The sequence below is a fragment of the Rhizobium sp. BK176 genome (assembly GCF_024808055.1).
In genome coordinates, this window is record NZ_JANUBV010000005.1 from 226768 (window position 1) to 242384 (window position 15617).

12 protein-coding genes and 1 pseudogene are annotated in these 15617 nt (G+C 59.5%); 5 read left to right on the plus strand and 8 right to left on the minus strand.

The annotated features are described in order from the left end of the window. Positions 1 to 98 precede the first annotated feature (98 nt). From FHT76_RS18370 to FHT76_RS18380, 3 genes are all read left to right on the plus strand, one after another. The gene (locus FHT76_RS18370) at positions 99 to 1706 is read left to right on the plus strand and encodes an MDR family MFS transporter (protein ID WP_183861632.1); all 1608 of its coding nucleotides are present in this window, start codon (positions 99 to 101) and stop codon (positions 1704 to 1706) included. A gap of 69 nt (positions 1707 to 1775) precedes the next feature. Further along, positions 1776 to 2942, plus strand: a complete 1167-nt coding sequence (locus FHT76_RS18375; protein ID WP_246712599.1) for an adenylate/guanylate cyclase domain-containing protein — start codon at positions 1776 to 1778, stop codon at positions 2940 to 2942. Positions 2943 to 3204: 262 nt separating this feature from the next. Then, positions 3205 to 3669: an Rrf2 family transcriptional regulator gene (locus FHT76_RS18380; protein WP_183861630.1), complete on the plus strand. Its 465-nt coding sequence runs from the start codon at positions 3205 to 3207 to the stop codon at positions 3667 to 3669. Positions 3670 to 3673: 4 nt separating this feature from the next. On the opposite strand, the gene FHT76_RS18385 is transcribed toward FHT76_RS18380, so the two are convergent. After that, complete coding sequence (locus tag FHT76_RS18385; RefSeq protein WP_183861628.1) at positions 3674 to 4759, minus strand: monooxygenase; 1086 nt, start codon at positions 4757 to 4759, stop codon at positions 3674 to 3676. A gap of 160 nt (positions 4760 to 4919) precedes the next feature. Between FHT76_RS18385 and FHT76_RS18390 the strand changes: the two genes are divergently transcribed. After that, positions 4920 to 5657 (plus strand): metallophosphoesterase, encoded by a 738-nt coding sequence (locus FHT76_RS18390; protein WP_183861626.1) that lies wholly within the window; start codon positions 4920 to 4922, stop codon positions 5655 to 5657. On the opposite strand, the gene FHT76_RS18395 is transcribed toward FHT76_RS18390, so the two are convergent. From FHT76_RS18395 to FHT76_RS18425, 7 genes and pseudogenes are all read right to left on the minus strand, one after another. Beyond that, positions 5658 to 8012 carry a polysaccharide biosynthesis tyrosine autokinase gene (locus FHT76_RS18395; protein WP_183861624.1) on the minus strand — a complete coding sequence of 785 codons (2355 nt, stop codon included), beginning with the start codon at positions 8010 to 8012 and terminating at the stop codon, positions 5658 to 5660. Between the two features lie 4 nt (positions 8013 to 8016). Beyond that, a complete protein-coding gene (locus FHT76_RS18400; RefSeq protein WP_183861622.1) occupies positions 8017 to 9024 on the minus strand; it encodes a glycosyltransferase family 2 protein in 1008 nt (335 codons plus the stop codon). Then, complete coding sequence (locus tag FHT76_RS18405) at positions 9021 to 9947, minus strand: glycosyltransferase family 2 protein (RefSeq protein WP_183861620.1); 927 nt, start codon at positions 9945 to 9947, stop codon at positions 9021 to 9023. Before FHT76_RS18405 ends, FHT76_RS18400 begins: the two co-directional genes overlap by 4 nt. Continuing rightward, a complete protein-coding gene (locus FHT76_RS18410) occupies positions 9944 to 10942 on the minus strand; it encodes a glycosyltransferase family 2 protein (RefSeq protein WP_183862011.1) in 999 nt (332 codons plus the stop codon). The genes FHT76_RS18405 and FHT76_RS18410 overlap by 4 nt, the downstream gene beginning before the upstream one ends. A 60-nt stretch (positions 10943 to 11002) precedes the next feature. Then, a pseudogene (locus FHT76_RS18415) lies at positions 11003 to 12151 on the minus strand (glycosyl transferase); the annotation flags it as partial. Between the two features lie 38 nt (positions 12152 to 12189). Beyond that, on the minus strand, positions 12190 to 12984 hold the full coding sequence (locus tag FHT76_RS18420; RefSeq protein ID WP_183861618.1) for a glycoside hydrolase family 16 protein: 795 nt from the start codon (positions 12982 to 12984) through the stop codon (positions 12190 to 12192). A gap of 3 nt (positions 12985 to 12987) precedes the next feature. Next, a complete protein-coding gene (locus tag FHT76_RS18425) occupies positions 12988 to 14106 on the minus strand; it encodes an acyltransferase (protein ID WP_183861616.1) in 1119 nt (372 codons plus the stop codon). Between the two features lie 547 nt (positions 14107 to 14653). Here FHT76_RS18425 and FHT76_RS18430 point away from each other — a divergent pair. Then, entirely contained in the window at positions 14654 to 15613 is a 960-nt protein-coding gene (locus tag FHT76_RS18430; RefSeq protein ID WP_183755553.1) for a glycosyltransferase family 2 protein, read from the plus strand. The last annotated feature ends 4 nt before the right edge of the window (positions 15614 to 15617 follow it).

Consider the following 15617-nt stretch of genomic DNA (forward strand, 5'->3'; position numbering starts at 1 on the left):
ACTATCCACGCTGACTGGATGTCCTGCCTCGGTTTCCGAATTATCAGTCGAATCTCGTTCGCGAGATTCTCTTCCGTAGAGCCGGAAGGAGAAGCGTCATGTCTACTATTCAGGCCACCAGCAACAGCGCACCCTCCGCTGCTGTTTCGAATCCCGCGCCCGCAATGAGCACATTGAGAATGTGGAGCGCAGTCGTCGGCTCGACGCTCGGTGCGTTCATGGCCGTTCTCAATATCCAGATCGTCAACGCTTCGCTCGCGGATATTCAGGGCGCGATCGGCGCGGGCAAGGACGATGGAGGCTGGATTTCGACGTCCTACCTCATCGCGGAGATCGTGGTTATCCCGCTCAGCGGCTGGCTTGCCCAGGTCTTTTCCCTTCGGAAGTATCTTCTGACCAATGCCATTCTGTTTCTGTTGTTCTCGGTCGCCTGCGCGCTTGCAACAAACCTGCAACAGATGATCGTGCTGCGTGCTATCCAAGGTTTTGCTGGCGGCGTTCTGATCCCGATGGCGTTTACGATTATCATCACGTTGCTGCCCAAGCCCAAGCAGCCGATCGGTCTGGCGCTCTTTGCACTCTCGGCAACTTTCGCTCCCGCGATCGGGCCGACCATCGGTGGATACCTGACTGAGAATTACGGCTGGGAGTTCATCTTCTACGTCAACCTGGTTCCCGGCGCGTTGATGGTGGGATTGCTTTGGGCCTCGCTCGATCGCGCTCCGATGAAACTCGGCCTGCTCGCCAAGGGCGATTGGCCCGGTATCATCACGATGGCCATCGGCCTCGCCGCACTTCAAACCGTTCTCGAGGAAGGTAACAAGGAGGATTGGTTCGGATCGGACTTCATCGTCCGGCTCTCGGTCGTTGCTGCTGTCTCGTTGGCGCTCTTCCTCATCATCGAATTCAGAACTGCGAATCCGCTATTGAACCTCCGGCTGCTAGCGCGACGCAACTTCGGCTTCGGCATTGTGGCGAATGTCCTGCTCGGCATCGCGCTCTATGGCTCGGCTTTCGTCTTGCCGATCTATCTGTCGCGCATCCAAGGATACAATTCGGAGCAGATTGGCATGGTGTTGGCATGGACAGGTATCCCGCAGTTGCTGTTGATTCCCCTGGTGCCCCGCCTGATGAAGCGCTTTGACGTGCGGTTGCTGATTGCCGTCGGTTTTGCTCTGTTTGCAGCGTCGAACTTGATGAACGTCCACATGACCGGGGACTATGGGAGCGATCAGCTCTTCTGGCCGAATGTTATTCGCGCCATCGGACAGTCGCTTGTCTTCGTGCCGCTCTCGGCCATCGCAACGGCGGGTATCGAGCAGGAAAATGCGGGTTCCGCGTCCGCACTGTTCAACATGATGCGCAATCTCGGCGGCGCTGTCGGCATTGCAAGCCTGCAGACCTTCCTGACGAAGCGGGAGCAGTTTCATTCGAACATCCTGACGAACTCGGTCTCGGTCTTCGAGGAAGCCACGCGGGATCGTGTCGCGAAACTGACAGCCTACTTCATGAACCATGGTGTCAGCGATCAGGCGGTTGCCACACACAAAGCCGTCGTTGCGATCGCGCTGAAGCTGCGCAAGCAGGCCAACATCATGGCCTTCAGCGACACCTTCTTTCTGCTTGGCGTCGCCCTGATCGTCGCATTGCTTGCGACGCTCCTGTTGAAGAAGCCCGGCCACCTTTCGGGAGGCGGTGCTCACTAGCGTCGCCTGCCGTTTCCAAGGAGAAATGCCATGAACCGCATTGCCCAAATCGACGAAGCCGAAAATCGGATGGCAAAAGCCGACCGCATGGCGGGCAGTACCAACTCGCTGCTGTCGCTGATCGAGTGGATCTCCGGCGATGAATGCCATGCCCTTGATGAGCCCGGTTTGATATCGGGTCTTGGCCGCCGCCTGCAGGCACTCGGCCTGCCCATCGATCGCCTGACGCTTCACCTGATGACGCTCCATCCGGAACTCATCGGCCGAACGCTTGCGTGGGCACCCGGCGAGCCGGTGGAGATTCACGATCGCAACCACGGCATGCGTCAGACCTTTGCCAACAGCCCGTTGCGTAAAGTCATGGATAGTCGCGAGCCGCTTGTCGTCGGACCGGGCGATAGTGTTCACGGACGCTGGCAGGGCATCGATATCTTTGCCGGCCGCGGGCTTGTGCAACTGATGATCGCGCCGCTCTGCAATGCCGACGGGCCGGTGAGTGCGGTCGCCTTCGGTACGCGGCGACCAGGCGGCTTCACGGCCGCAGAAATCCAGGTTATCGAGCGAATCCTGCCGGCCTTGCGTAACACCTGCGAATTGCGGGTGATGCGTCAGGTCGAGCTTAGCCTGCTCGATACCTATATTGGCCCGCTGACGGCACAACGCATCCTCGCCGGGCAGATCCGGCAGGGCGAGATCGAGTCCATGGAGGCCGCGCTGCTGCTTTGCGACCTGCGCGGTTTCACCGAAATCTCGAACCTGCTCCCCAGCAACAGCGTACTTGAATTGCTGAACGCCTATTTCGACAAGGTCATCCCGCCGATTACGCGGGAAGGCGGCGAAGTGCTGAAGTTCATGGGCGATGCCGTTCTCGCTTTCTTTCCCGGCTACGATGCGGCCCGCAGCTGTGCGTCGGCATTGAGCGCCGCCCGGGATATTCTGCAGGAGATCGATCGCTTCGAGTTTGGCGAAATTGCTCCGAAAGTCGGCATCGCGCTACACCATGGCGAGGTCAGCTACGGCAACATCGGCTCCGGCCGCCGTCTCGATTTCACGTTGATCGGCCCCGATGTCAATCTTGTCAGCCGCATCCAGACGGCATGCGGAGATCTTCGTGTTCCGCTTCTGATGTCGGACCGATTCCGGAAGGAAGCGTGCGCGGCCGCTGTCTCGGCCGGCTGGCACACGCTCAAGGGGTTCGCTGAGAAGGTCGAGCTCTTTTGCTTGCCCGAGCGGTGAATGTGAGGTTGCCGCAAAACGTCGGCGCACCGGCTCTTCTGGAGGCCGCCGGTGCCCAGCCTTCGTCAATGCTTCAATGACCAATTGAGATCAGAGGACGTTGTTACGCCGCAAGAATTGCGACTGGGCACTTATGCTGTGACCCAGCAAGGCGAACACGGATATAAACTATATAAATAATGGCTATTCGTTGTGTGTTCACGTTTTTGGCGTTATTTGCTGAATAATGGGGATGGAGTAGGGGGGCGCAAGGCAATAAAAAATGCTGACGAAAAAGGGAAAGTATGGGTTGAAGGCGCTGGTCGACTTGGCACGGCTTGCCCCGGGGGAAACGGCCTTCATTAACGACGTTGCCTCGCGCAACAACATTCCGAAGAAGTTTCTGGATACGATCCTGCTCGAATTGCGAAATGTCGGCATTCTGCGATCGAAGAAGGGGCCTGGCGGCGGCTACTCGCTATCGCGGCCGGCATCTGAGATCCGCATCGGTCACGTTATCCGCACCCTCGACGGCCCTTTGGCGCCCATTCGCTGCGCCAGCCGCACGGCCTTTGAGGCGTGTGACGACTGTTCCGATCCCGAGAACTGTCAGGTGCGGCGTTCCATGACCGAGGTCCGGGATGCGATCGCTGACATTTTGGACAACATGACGCTCGAGCAATTCGTCGCTTCGGGCAATAAGCTCGATGATGCCGAAGATGAAGTCCGCATCTCGGTCGCCAACTAAGGCGTCAGTTATCGCCGAAATAGTATGCCGCCGCGGTCCGGTAGAGATCGTCGGTGGCCGTGGCGTTCGCGCGAATCCGAGCGTTTCTCCAGTGCCGGTCGAGGTTCCGGCCGATGCTCGTTGCATCGTTACCTGACCACTCGAACAGTGCGTTCGCAACGTCCAGCGCCGTCCTGCTCGCCATGACCTTGGCGGCCGACGCTGAGAAGAAGGCAGCCTCGGTCGCTGCTGTCGACGGGCTTACTTGGGCGAAATCCAACTTGGTGCCGGCGCTTTCCACGAGCGCTGCCGCTGCCTGCACGGAGAGCGCAAGCTTTCCAACAGCGGCGGAACGCGGCGCGTCCCGAAGATTGGAAAGGGCGGCGCGGGCGATGCCGAGGTCCGTGCCCGCATGGAGCAGGGCCGCCAGGACCGGAGCGGTCGTGTGGCGCGCTGCTTCCCCGTTGCCGGTCACATCATGGGCGACTGCGGTTCCGGCGCCGTTCGTTCTTTGCCCGAAACCATCCCAATCGTCGATGATCTGCAGCCCCGGGGTTTCGCAAGACAGGTAGAAGCGAAGCGACTGTCCTTGGGCATCGACGGCGTCGGCGGCAATCCAATCGGCAAAAAGGATGCCGGGGACCCGAGAGCTCCGGCCGCTCAATGGATAGTGGCGCCCTACGGGAGTCGCCGCGCTCGTTTCAGCGAAGGTCGCACCCACGAAATGGTCGCCGGCAAGGGCGCGTGCGAAGAGGAGGGTTTTGCGCTCGTCGTCGGGCTCATTCCTTAGCCCCTCCAGCGCGGTGAAGTGTTGCTCCAGGCATTCGCCGATCGAAGAATCGCCCTGAGCGATGATGGCGACAATTTCGCCGAGAAGCGCGTTGGCAACGTCAAGGCCCTCATGCTCCGGTGGGATTGTCACAGCGGCCAGGCCGGACTGAAAAAGCGCATCGAGCTCAGCGCGAGGGAAGACCCGGTTGATATCCCGCTCGCTTGCCTGGAGTGCGAAATCTACGGCGAGGCGCCGTGCAGTGGCTATCGCCTCTTCCTCGCTTTCGATACGGTGCGCGGGTGGTCTTGTCCGGTCATGAAACCGCGATACGGTACCCATCGCTCCTCCGATCAGTTGAGCCTGTAGGATTGATGGATCACGGGCGCAATGATAAGGGCCGTTTTTCTACGAATGCGCGAGCGATTGAATTTTTATTGTCGCTTGATCGCACACATGCGAAGCGTGACGACGCTTCGACGCCCGCAATGAGAGGTTCAATATGCCTTCGACGGTCCGTGAGCGGCTGAAACTGGATCCCGGCGATATTCCGATCTACGCCATCGGCGATATTCATGGCAGGCTTGACCTGTTGCAGAAGGCAGAGCAGGCAATCACCGATGATGCTGCGACTATTCCAGGCCGCAAGCTGATCATCACGCTTGGCGACTACATCGACCGGGGCCCGTCATCGGCGCAGGTCATCTCTCACCTGATGGCGCCTCCGCCCGAGAGCTTCGACCGCATCTGCCTGACCGGCAACCATGAGACGACGATGCTCGATTACCTCGATGGCCTGATTTCGTTCTCGGATTGGATGCGAATGGGTTCTGACGCGCTGCTGCGGTCCTATGGGCTTGATCCGGATCAACTGCCGCGGATTTTCCCGACCGCGGCGAAGCTCGATGGGTTCATCAGGCAATCTATACCGAAGCCGCACGTGGACTTTCTGCGATCCTTGCCGATCCTCGTCGATACGCCGAATGTGCTCTTCGTGCACGCGGGCATTGATCCCATGCTGTCGATCGACGCTCAAAGCGACGACGACCTCGTTTTCATCCGTCATCGCTTCTTCGAGAGCCGCGTGCCGCTGCCGAAGGTGATCGTCCACGGCCATACGCCGAACGATGAGCCCGAGGTGCTGCCGAAGAGACTGAACCTCGATACCGCAGCCTACCACAGCGGCAAACTGACTGTTGCCAGACTGTGGAAGGGGCGTGTGCATCTGTTCCAGACTTGATCAGGCGCCAGCTTCCGCTGGCTCCCGCTTCTTTGACTTTTCGTCGGTATAGTAGCTCACGTATTTATGACGGTAGCGTTCCGTGCCGCCGAAATTGGTGAACTTGCCGAGTTCGGTCATATCTGTCTTGTTGAGGATCACACCGAGAATCTTGGACTTGATTTGCGGCTCTGCATTGAGGAGGTCACGCACGACTGATGTCGGCGTCGAGCCCCACTCAGTTACAAACAGGAAGCCGTCCACCTGTGGTGCAAATGCCTTGGCATCGATGACCGGGCCAAGCGGCGCAAGGTCGACGACGATGTAGTCGAACATCTTGCGGGCATTCTCCATGAGATTGAACATGCCCTGCGAAGCAAGCAGTTCGCTGGTGTGCATTAGATGATCGTTCGGCAGAACCGGCAGGATTGCCAGCTTCGTTCTCGGATCGATCTTGACGGCGCTTGCCCACGGAACCTCACCAAGAACGGCTTCGACAAGTCCCTGTTGCGGAGGATTCTTCAGCATCCGGGTCAGTCCCGGGTTGCGAAGGTCCGCGTCGATGAGCAGCGTGCGCTTGCCGCTGGAGGCGAGGAGTGCCGCGAAATTGGCGGCCGTCGTCGACTTGCCTTCTCCCGGCATTGCCGAGACAACGCCGATGACGCGGTCGGATTTGCCCTGGAACATGACGTCGCTCGCAAGCTTCGCATTGCGCAGGGTTTCGGCGAAGATCGAGCGTGGTGCTTCGAGGACGACGCGCATGATGCGTTCGAACGTCGCGTCGGAATCGGCGGCTTCGGCAGGCTCCACGGAAGGGCTGGTACGCTGCCGGAAGATCGTGCCGTCTCGCGTCGGTTTGCCGATGCGGGGCAGATAACCGAGGAACTTGAGGCCAAGCATAGTCCTGACATCGCCCTCGACGCGGAAGAAGCGCTCCCGGAACTCCTGGAAGGCGGTCAGCGCGCCGCCGGCCATCAGGCCAAGAACGATCGCGAGGCCGAGCGTCATGGTCTTCTTCGGGCTCGACGGCGATACCGGTACTCCAGCTTCGGAGATCACACGAGCCTTGGCAATGGGGAAGGACTGCTGCTGTGAAGCCTCCTCGTACTTGCCGAGGTAGGATTCATAGAGGGTCTTCAGCGCAGCTGCGCGTTGCTCGAGATCGCTGAGTTGGACGATCGACCTGTCGGCTTCCGAATTCTTGCCGGTCAGGTGTTCGATGTTCTGGCGAAGCGAGGCCTCGCGCGAGCGGGTGACTTCGAACTCGTTGCGGTAGCTGGCGGTCAGTTGCTGCAGTTCCTGATAGATCTGCCGGGTCAGATCCTGTTTTTCGGCACGCAAAGCGACGGCCTGCGGATGATCTTCCCCGAAATTCGTCGTGACCTCCTGCTCACGCTTGTTTACGGCCGCGTAGCGCGTGCGCAGGTCCTTGATCACCGTATTATCCGCTTGGCCCGACGAGATCGCGGCGTTGTTGACGGCGCTCTCAGGACCAAGATCGATGATGGACTTGAACTGGTTGTACCGGGCCGATGCACTGGCGCTGTCGGCCTGGGCGACGATCAACTGCTTGTTCAAGTCGGCAAGCTGTTGCTCCGACATCAGTTCGCCGTTGGCGGACGTCAGGCCGTTCTCAGCCTTGAACTTTGCGACATCGAGGGCCGCCTGCTGCGACCGCTCGCGAAGATCGGAAAGGCGCTGCTGCAGCCAGACGGAGGCGCTCTCCGTTGCGTCGAAATTGGCGTTCAACTGATCGTTCAGATAGGCGTTCGCATAGGCTTTGGTGATCCGCGCGGCAAGAAGCTTGTCGGTCGAACGGAAGGATACCGCCAGAACGGAACTGCGGTTGACGCGCGATACGGTCACGGCGTCCTGAAGCAATGCGGCCGCCTTCTGGCGGCGGGCATTGCGCTCATCGGCTTCGGTGGCCGGTGGGCCACCCGGAGCCAATGCGCTCACGACCAGCTTTATCCCCGACTTGATCAGCGCGGCGGGGGACTTCGGAGGATCGAGGAGCGTATCATTGTCCTGGAGCTTCTCGGCATCAACCACGCGAAGCGCAAGCTGGTTCGATTTCAGGATTTCGACGGCGCTGGCGATCTCCATGTCGACCTGCTGCGAGCTTGCGACCGGGGTCGCATCTTGTGCGTATTTCGCCATGTTGTCATCAAGCAGGATCTGGGTCATCGACGTGTACTGCGCCGTCGCAAAGAGCAGATAGATGACGGCGAGCGTCACGGTTGCGGCGACGCAAAGCGCGATCGATCCGGCACGGCGGATCAGAATGGCAATCAGGCGATCGATGTCGATGAATGAATCGGAATCGTCGGCCCCTTTGGGCAGGGTGCTGTGCAAGGTCAGGTTCCGTTGGTTCATGGCTCTATCCTTTGCGGGAGCGGGTCACGCCATCGATGGCTGTTAGGTCGGTCCGTGGGCTTATCAGATGGCGAAGCGGCGCGAGTGCGCGATTGATCCGAATGGCGATCGGCATCTTGAGATGCGCCACCGCCGACGGATTGCTCCAGGCCGTTTTGATCGCTCCGGAGATCGACCGGTCTTTGATGTTCTGTACGAGGATGAGGAATGCGCGGCCTCGGCGGAGGCTTTGTTCGCGAAACTCCTGTGCGGCCGCCGCCTCCGCATCCAGCGTGTGATCTCGAAGGAAGGTCTTATCACCCTCGATCATGGCATCGATGTGATGAAGGGCAAGAACGCGCGAAATCGATCCCTCGCGGATCTGGTAGTCGTAGCCGGGGACCGGCTCGATCACGCAGCGCCCCCCAAGCGCCATGGCCGAGGCGAGGAACAGGTAGTCCTCGCCAACCTTCAGGGCCTCGTTGAAGCGAAGTTCATGCTGTTCGATGAAAGCGCGCTGAAAGATCGGCTTGAGATAACCAAAGTTATGGGTTGTCTGAAACAGGGCATTCGACCGTATAAATACGGGAAGTATCAGTTCCGGTGTTTCGGCCAGCGATTGCTCGGTAAACATCGTCTCCGGCGGCGTCCCGTCGGCGCGAATGACGCGAAGATTGTCGACGGCAATCTGGGCACCGGCATTCTCGGCGCGCTCGATTATGCGCTGCAGTCGCCGCGGCTCGACCGTGTCGTCGGAGTCGAGCACAGCTAGCCATCGGCCGGTCGCCGCCGACAACGCGGCGTTGCGCGCTGCCGCTGGCCCGCCATTGCGCGCAAGCGCCAGAAGCTTCACGCCCCTGTTCGCATAGCTTTCGGCAATGGCTCTCGTCTCATCCGTCGAGCAGTCATCGGCGACGATCACTTCCACCGACACGCCCTGTTGTGCAAGGGCGCTGTCGATCGCCTTGGCGAGCGTTTCTTCCGCATTGTAAGCGGCGACGATGAAGCTGACGTCGGGCTGGGTTTGCGTCATGCAGCCTCCGCCGTTCCGTACTGACGGATTTCCCTGACACCCAGCAAACCACTCACCACGCCGGTATGCATGAGGCCGCGAAGGGCGTAGCGATAGCGTGGAATCGGAGAAAAGATGCAGGCAAGCGCCGCGCCGTAGCAGAAGGCCGCCTTGGCAGCGGCAAGGCCGATCTGCTTTAGACGCTGCAGGCCGGTGTTCTTTTCCTGGAGCAACCGCCCATGCGTCTGGCCGAAGCGAAAGCGGCGTTTGGCGAGCCAGGACAGGCCAGCCCGGCTTTCGGTTACCGGTTCATAGACATAGGCTTCGGGTGCAAAGGCAATCCCGCCGCCATCGGTATGCATATGGCTGAAGAATTCGGTGTCCTCACCGCCGGTGCGACCGAGGGCCAGATTGAAGCGGCGGCCGGCCACGTGAGGTGAGTCGAGGCGAAGGAGGACGTTGCAGGTATAGCCGGTGCGGATTTCACCGCCGACCCATACGGGCAGGGTCGAGTGGAAGTCACCCTCGCGCATCCAGTTCGGCGCCGTGGACGAGTAGACGCTGCGAACGGGGCCAAGCACGGCGTCGGCCTTGGTCTTCTTGGCAGCGGCAAGTAATTCCACCAGCCATTCTTCGCTGGCATCCTCATCATCATCGATGAAAGCCAGGAAGTCGCCGGTTGCTTTGTCCAGGCATGCGTTGCGGGCAATCGAGATGTTCGATGCCGGGCAGTGCACATAGGCAATTTCGTGCGGAATGGTCGCACGAAGCGCATCGACCCGTTCCTTGGCGCTCGGAACCTTGTCGTTGTCGGCAACGATGATCCGCAGCTTCGCGCCTTCCGGAACGGCAAGAATCGCAAGCGAAAGCAGCGCTTCGTCGAGCGAAGCGCGGCGGTAGGTGCAGACGCCGATATCGATCTGCATGGGCTTCACATCGTTCATGAAGAGACCTTCCTGCCGCGGAAGCTCAGAAGCTCCATCCAGAAGCCGGCCGACCAGGCAAAGTGCATCACCATTGCCGAAACGGCGGCGAGGGGCCCGTATGGATTCTTGTGGCCGATGGCCATCCAGAAGCCGTAGCCAACGCAGGCAACGGCCCAGAGGCTAAACGGGATGACGGCGGCCCAGTTCAGAACGGCGAGAAACGCACCGATGAACACCGGTACGACGAGAAGCGGAAGCATCTGCCGAAGATTGGGCATGCTGCCGTGCTTCAGGATGTTCTTGGCGCGGCCGCGACCGTAGCCCAGATATTGGCGGAACAGCGTCGAGATGGTCGAGCGCGGATAGTAGGTCATCCGCGTCTTGTCCGTCATCCAGATGCCGAAGCCCGCCTGTTTCAAGCGGTAGTCGAGTTCTGCATCCTCGTTGTGGCTGAAGGTTTCATCGTAGCCGCCGACAGTGTCGAAGGCTGCGATGCGCATCAATGCGTGATGGCCGTGATTGGTCCAATGGCCCTTGGCGCCTTCGCGATGCTTGGAGCCACCGTTCCCGAGCTTCGAGTTCTGGGCGAAGGCCGTCGCCTTCTGAAAGACTCCGAAGCCGACGGTTTCCATGGCGACCACGACAGAGTCCGCCTGGGTCAGTTCGGCCTCCTGGACGAGGCGGCGGCAATAGTCGGCGGGGTAATCGCCGTGTGCGTCGATGCGGATCAGGTAGTCATAGTCGCGGCCAAAGGTCTGGACCGCGAGATTGATCGCCGCACTCTGGATCCGCCGGGGATTGTGGAGCAGCACAATCCTCGGATCAGCGGCGCTGATGCGGGCGACGATGTCGCGCGTCGCATCCGTGCTACCGCCGTCGGCGACGACGATCCGGGCATCCATGTGATCGATTTCGAGGCTCAGCTTAGCGAGCAAAGCCTCGATATGCCTCTCTTCGTTCAGGCAGGGAATGATGATGAGACTGGAGACGCTGGCACCGACATCAGGCTTCATGGTTGTCCACCCTTCTGGAGTCACTCTTGTTGGAATAATTGCACCGGCACCGCCCCTCTCTGCGGTTGCCGGGACAAGGCGGGAAAGGCTTGAAACGAGGGCCGCACAATCGCTGCGGTCGGCAAGCCATATCTTGCGATCCTTGGCGGCAACAGCCTCGCTCAATGCGCCGTAACGCTCGCCGGACATGTTTTCGAACAGCTCCTCGAGCTGCGAAAAGTTCGCTTCGGAGAGTCTAAGGCCAATGTCGCGCGCTTGAAGGAAGCGTGCCGTCTCGGTTCCTTCCAGAGCGATCGGGACCGCTCCATACAGGCAGCCCTCGTACAGCCGGTTCGGCAGGAGCCAGCTTGAATTGAGGCCCTCTTCGAAGAAATCGATGGCCCAGGAAAAGTGGACGTCGTCGTAGATCGCCCGCAAGTCCTCGGGATTGCGATAGGCGCCTTCGAAGCGAAGATAGGGTTCATCGCGCACGAAAGCGTCGAAATCCTCGAATTCGGAGTAGGCAGGGCGGCCACGCAAAACGATCTCGACCCTGCCTTCCATCTGGCGTGAGAATTCGGCAAGGAGACCGAGCGACTTGCGGCAGCGAAGGGCACCGAACCAGCCGATCTTCCAAGGCTGTCCGGGCTGCTTGAACGGGCGGGCGAAGGCGGGCTCTATCGCGGTTTCATCCAGAGCGATGACCTTGTTTTCGATCAGAAGCGTTTCCGCTTGGACGCCTGAGCGAGGACGGAAATAGTTGTCAATGAAGGCGGGAGAACTCGTCAGGATCAGCTTTGCATCCTGGCCGAAGTGTCCTTCGGCGCGGCGGATCATCTTGCCGACCACATCGTCGCGCAGCAACAGGCGGTGGATGTCCAGACATTCATAGACGACAGGAACGCTGCCGCCGAACAGTGCGTTGGCCCTGTGGGCGACGGCGAGTGCCTCGAGATTGCGGCCGATGATGAGATCGGGTTTCTCGACGTTCTTCAGCAGCGCCTTCAGGCCGACCATCGCCTTTGTAACCGCGCTCATTCGCTGCGCAAACTGGGCGTCGGCCGTGCGTCCGAGTTCGATCGGGGTTACACCGTGCACTTCGGCAAGGCGGTTTTCCCCGCGGCGAAAACCGGCCAGCACCACTTCGGCACCGCCCTCGCGCAGCATCAGCACCCGCCGTCGGACGGCAGGGTCTGCCAGGTCGTGCACGAGGTAGAGCACTTTGAGCATCGACGTTCCTTTTCCTGTGTGGGCTCTGCCGGCGCTGGTCAGTTGAGCGTGCATGCGATGGATTCAGGGAATTGGCACTTGTCGCCAAGCGCGGTGAAGGCAACCCGATCGACGCTGAGAACGGCTGGCTTCGTGTAGTCGAAGCGCCCCATCCAGTTCGCAAGCGTGTCGGAACCCCAGAGGCTGAAGAAGATCTTCTGCGGGTTGGACGGTATCTTCGACGGATCGGTAACGTCCTGAACGAGCTTGCCGTTCAGGTAGTAGCGCAATCGGTCTTTTTCCCAGATGAATGCATAGTCATTGAAGCCATCATCGGCTTTGCTGCCAACCGGAACGAGTTTCTCGTTGCCGCCCTTGGCCTGGACATACTGGTTTACCTGCACTTCGCCGGTGTTCTTGCCCAACACTTCGAAGTCGATCTCATCGTGCTTCTGCTTGTCGGCAGGGCCGATGTAAGTGAAGAACGCCGAATTCAGACCCGAGCCGGTGCCGGCCTTGATACGGGCTTCATAGGTGCCATAGCTGTAACGCTTGGTCGTCTGGATCTCCCCGCAGAGATAGCTGCGGTCCTTGGACTTTCCGTCCGCGAAGGAGAGTTGAAGGACGCCGTTCTCGACGTTCACGTTGTTCTTCGACCAGGTGCAGTTCTGGTGGGCGCCGTTGTTCCAGCCGTCGGAAACATACCAGAAGCCGCGGTTGATCTTGTCAAAGTCATCCACGAAGGATTTTCCAGATGCCTGTTGTGCCGAGGCCGGCAGGACTGAAACGCCTATTGCCGCGATGGCAATTAGGCTCAGGCAAAGTTTTCGCGCATGGGCGATTTTGGTCGTCATGTGTCACCTTTGCTGTGAAACGAGTTCGGGAGAGACGTCGCGCTGCGACGCCGAGTTCACGGACCGTTTGGTTCTGCCGCCCGTCAGGACGGCGTAGACGCGCGGAAAATTCTTCCGGCACAGCCCGTTTGAGAGAGCGAGCAATGGAAACAGCAGGACGAAGGACAGAACGAAGAACAACGGATAGAAGCTCAGGTCTGCTTTGCCCCACAGAATCCAGAGGAAAATGAGGAGCGGGTAGTGGGCGCAAAAGATCCAGAAGCTGAGGCTCCCGGTCTTTGCGAGTCGTTGGCCAATCTGCGTCTTGATCAGCGGAGCCGAGAGCAGCCAGAAGCCCAATGCACCACCGATTGCGAGCGCGTTGCGGAAGAATTGCACCCAATCAGGTAGCGAAGGTCCGGTGAAAAAGATGGCGGTTGCCAGAAGGGCCGAGGAAGCGAGCAGCAGAAGGACGCCAAGCGACGCAAAGCGATCAAGAGCCTTGAGGTCAAACTGCTGCAAGGCAAGGAAGATGCCGAGACTAAAGGTGAAAAGGATGGAGCGCTTTAGAACGATGTAGATCGACAGTTCCGGAATGAGCGCGATTACCAGCAAGGCAGTCAACGTCAATATAGGAGCCCGGCTGATCAGCCAGGCAAGGATTGGCGAAAGCAGGATGCAGACGAAGAGATCGCGAAGGAAGTACAAGGGTACGTTGGCCGGGAAATTCTCGACCGCCAGCACTTGTGACATCAGATCACGGCCGGACGCGTGCAGCGGGTCGGGCAGATAGCCGTCACCCACCCCGACACTGGTGGCGAGGACGATTGCTGCGATGAATCCACAGTTCCAAAGCAGGAATGGCACAAACACCGTCTGCACCTTCGTGCGCACGGTTTTCTTGTAGCTGAAGTTCTCCTGTCCGCTGCGAAACAACAGATAGCCCGAGATCGCGCTCAGGCATGGAACGCCGACGCGAAACAGCGCCTCCGTCAGAAAAACCCGTATCCAGTCAAATGCGCCGTAGGCCCCCTCGTAGGGACTGCTGGCGGCGTCGAACGGTATATGGACGAACACAATGCCCGATATGAGCACGATGCGCATCAGATTTATCCGCGACGAAACATTCGCATCAACATTCACGCTATCAGTCACCCCTTTTGGGCCGCACCTCCCCTTGCGACCGTTTTCAATCAGAGCAGACTCGAGCCCGCACCCCGAAGTTAGGGCGGATTCACGGAAGAAAATATGGCAGTGCAGCAAAAAGTGATCGGCGGTCCCACTTCGTAACAGTCGTCCTGTCCTGGCTCAGTATGAGAAAAAGCCTATGTGTCGGCCCGCCGAATGGTCCTCAACGTCAACGTCAGCAGTGCATTTCATAACATGATGATATTCATCAATTTCTAGGCTTTTCCGTCGCGAGTGGCATAAAAGTTTTTGTTGACTGGTGAACGATTGTTACAACGAGAGGCTGACGAACGGCTCCGATCATGGCGGAATTGCGGCTTGAGAGCGAGCCGCCGTTTCGTTTCGATACGGGTTGATGCGATCCTATCACTGGACAGCTTTGACAAACTTCGGCCGAAATGAACGTCATCATTTTGCAGTGCAGCACACTTGCTGCGCCTGTCATTCACCCCTAGATGCGCTGGGGCGAAAACATAAATTCGCGTATCTCAAGGGAGAGACTATGGCGACCTTCACGATCATCATCCCCTTCTATCAGCGCGAGGACGGCATTCTCAGCCGCGCCTTGGAGTCGGTCTTCTCGCAAAGCTACACGGATGTTGATGTCATCGTCGTCGACGACCAGTCACCACGTTCCCCAGATGCGGACCTCGCTCTTTTGTCGGAGGAGAACAGGGCGCGCGTGACAGTGATCGCCCAACCGAACGCCGGGCCTGGCGGCGCCAGAAACACTGGCCTCGATCATGTGCCGAAGGCGACGCGATACGTTGCCTTTCTCGACTCCGATGATGTCTGGACTCCCGATCACCTGGAGAACGCAGCCAAGGCGATGGAGGCCTTCGGGGGCGACTGCTACTGGGCGTCGATCGAAGGCGGCGAGGAGTTTGACTATCACTTCGGTATCGCCGCTCTCGAGAAAGAGGAGGGAGCGCGGCGCCTGCTGGACAAGCCGCTGATCCTGGACGTGCCGGATCTTGCCGGCGTCATGCTGAAGAACTGGGCCTTCCTGCATATGTCCTGCATGGTCATCGGTCGGCCGCTGTTCGAGAAGGTCCGTTTCGACGCCGCCTTGCGATTGGCCGCCGAGGACGTCCTGTTCTTCTGCGATTGCATCATTGCGGCGAAACAGGTGTTGCTCTGCGCGGAGCCGGGTGCGCTGCGCGGCGAGGGCATCAACATCTTCCACGGCGTCGACAACGCCTCACCGGAATTTCTCAAGCAGCAATTCATCACCTGGATGGCGCTTGACCAGCTGGAAAGCCGGTTCTCCCGCCGGCCGCAGGAGGTCGAAACCATCAAGAAACACAAGAATACGGCGCGAAGGCAGGCCATCTGGAGCCAGATCGGCCTGCTGCGCCGGCGCAAGACGCCAGATTTCAGATTGCTTGCACGATGGGCGGCACGCGATCCCCGTTTGTTGGGAAGTGCGCTGCAGCTGGCTGCTGCGAAGCTCTCGAAGTAGTCGA

Bases quoted from the DNA above. Each gene is read 5' to 3' on its own strand.
- FHT76_RS18370 (WP_183861632.1), top strand. From the start codon at position 99: ATGTCTACTATTCAGGCCACCAGCAACAGCGCACCCTCCGCTGCTGTT.
- FHT76_RS18375 (WP_246712599.1), top strand. From the start codon at position 1,776: ATGGCAAAAGCCGACCGCATGGCGGGCAGTACCAACTCGCTGCTGTCG.
- FHT76_RS18380 (WP_183861630.1), top strand. From the start codon at position 3,205: ATGCTGACGAAAAAGGGAAAGTATGGGTTGAAGGCGCTGGTCGACTTG.
- FHT76_RS18385 (WP_183861628.1), bottom strand. From the start codon at position 4,759: ATGGGTACCGTATCGCGGTTTCATGACCGGACAAGACCACCCGCGCAC.
- FHT76_RS18390 (WP_183861626.1), top strand. From the start codon at position 4,920: ATGCCTTCGACGGTCCGTGAGCGGCTGAAACTGGATCCCGGCGATATT.
- FHT76_RS18395 (WP_183861624.1), bottom strand. From the start codon at position 8,012: ATGAACCAACGGAACCTGACCTTGCACAGCACCCTGCCCAAAGGGGCC.
- FHT76_RS18400 (WP_183861622.1), bottom strand. From the start codon at position 9,024: ATGACGCAAACCCAGCCCGACGTCAGCTTCATCGTCGCCGCTTACAAT.
- FHT76_RS18405 (WP_183861620.1), bottom strand. From the start codon at position 9,947: ATGAACGATGTGAAGCCCATGCAGATCGATATCGGCGTCTGCACCTAC.
- FHT76_RS18410 (WP_183862011.1), bottom strand. From the start codon at position 10,942: ATGAAGCCTGATGTCGGTGCCAGCGTCTCCAGTCTCATCATCATTCCC.
- FHT76_RS18420 (WP_183861618.1), bottom strand. From the start codon at position 12,984: ATGACGACCAAAATCGCCCATGCGCGAAAACTTTGCCTGAGCCTAATT.
- FHT76_RS18430 (WP_183755553.1), top strand. From the start codon at position 14,654: ATGGCGACCTTCACGATCATCATCCCCTTCTATCAGCGCGAGGACGGC.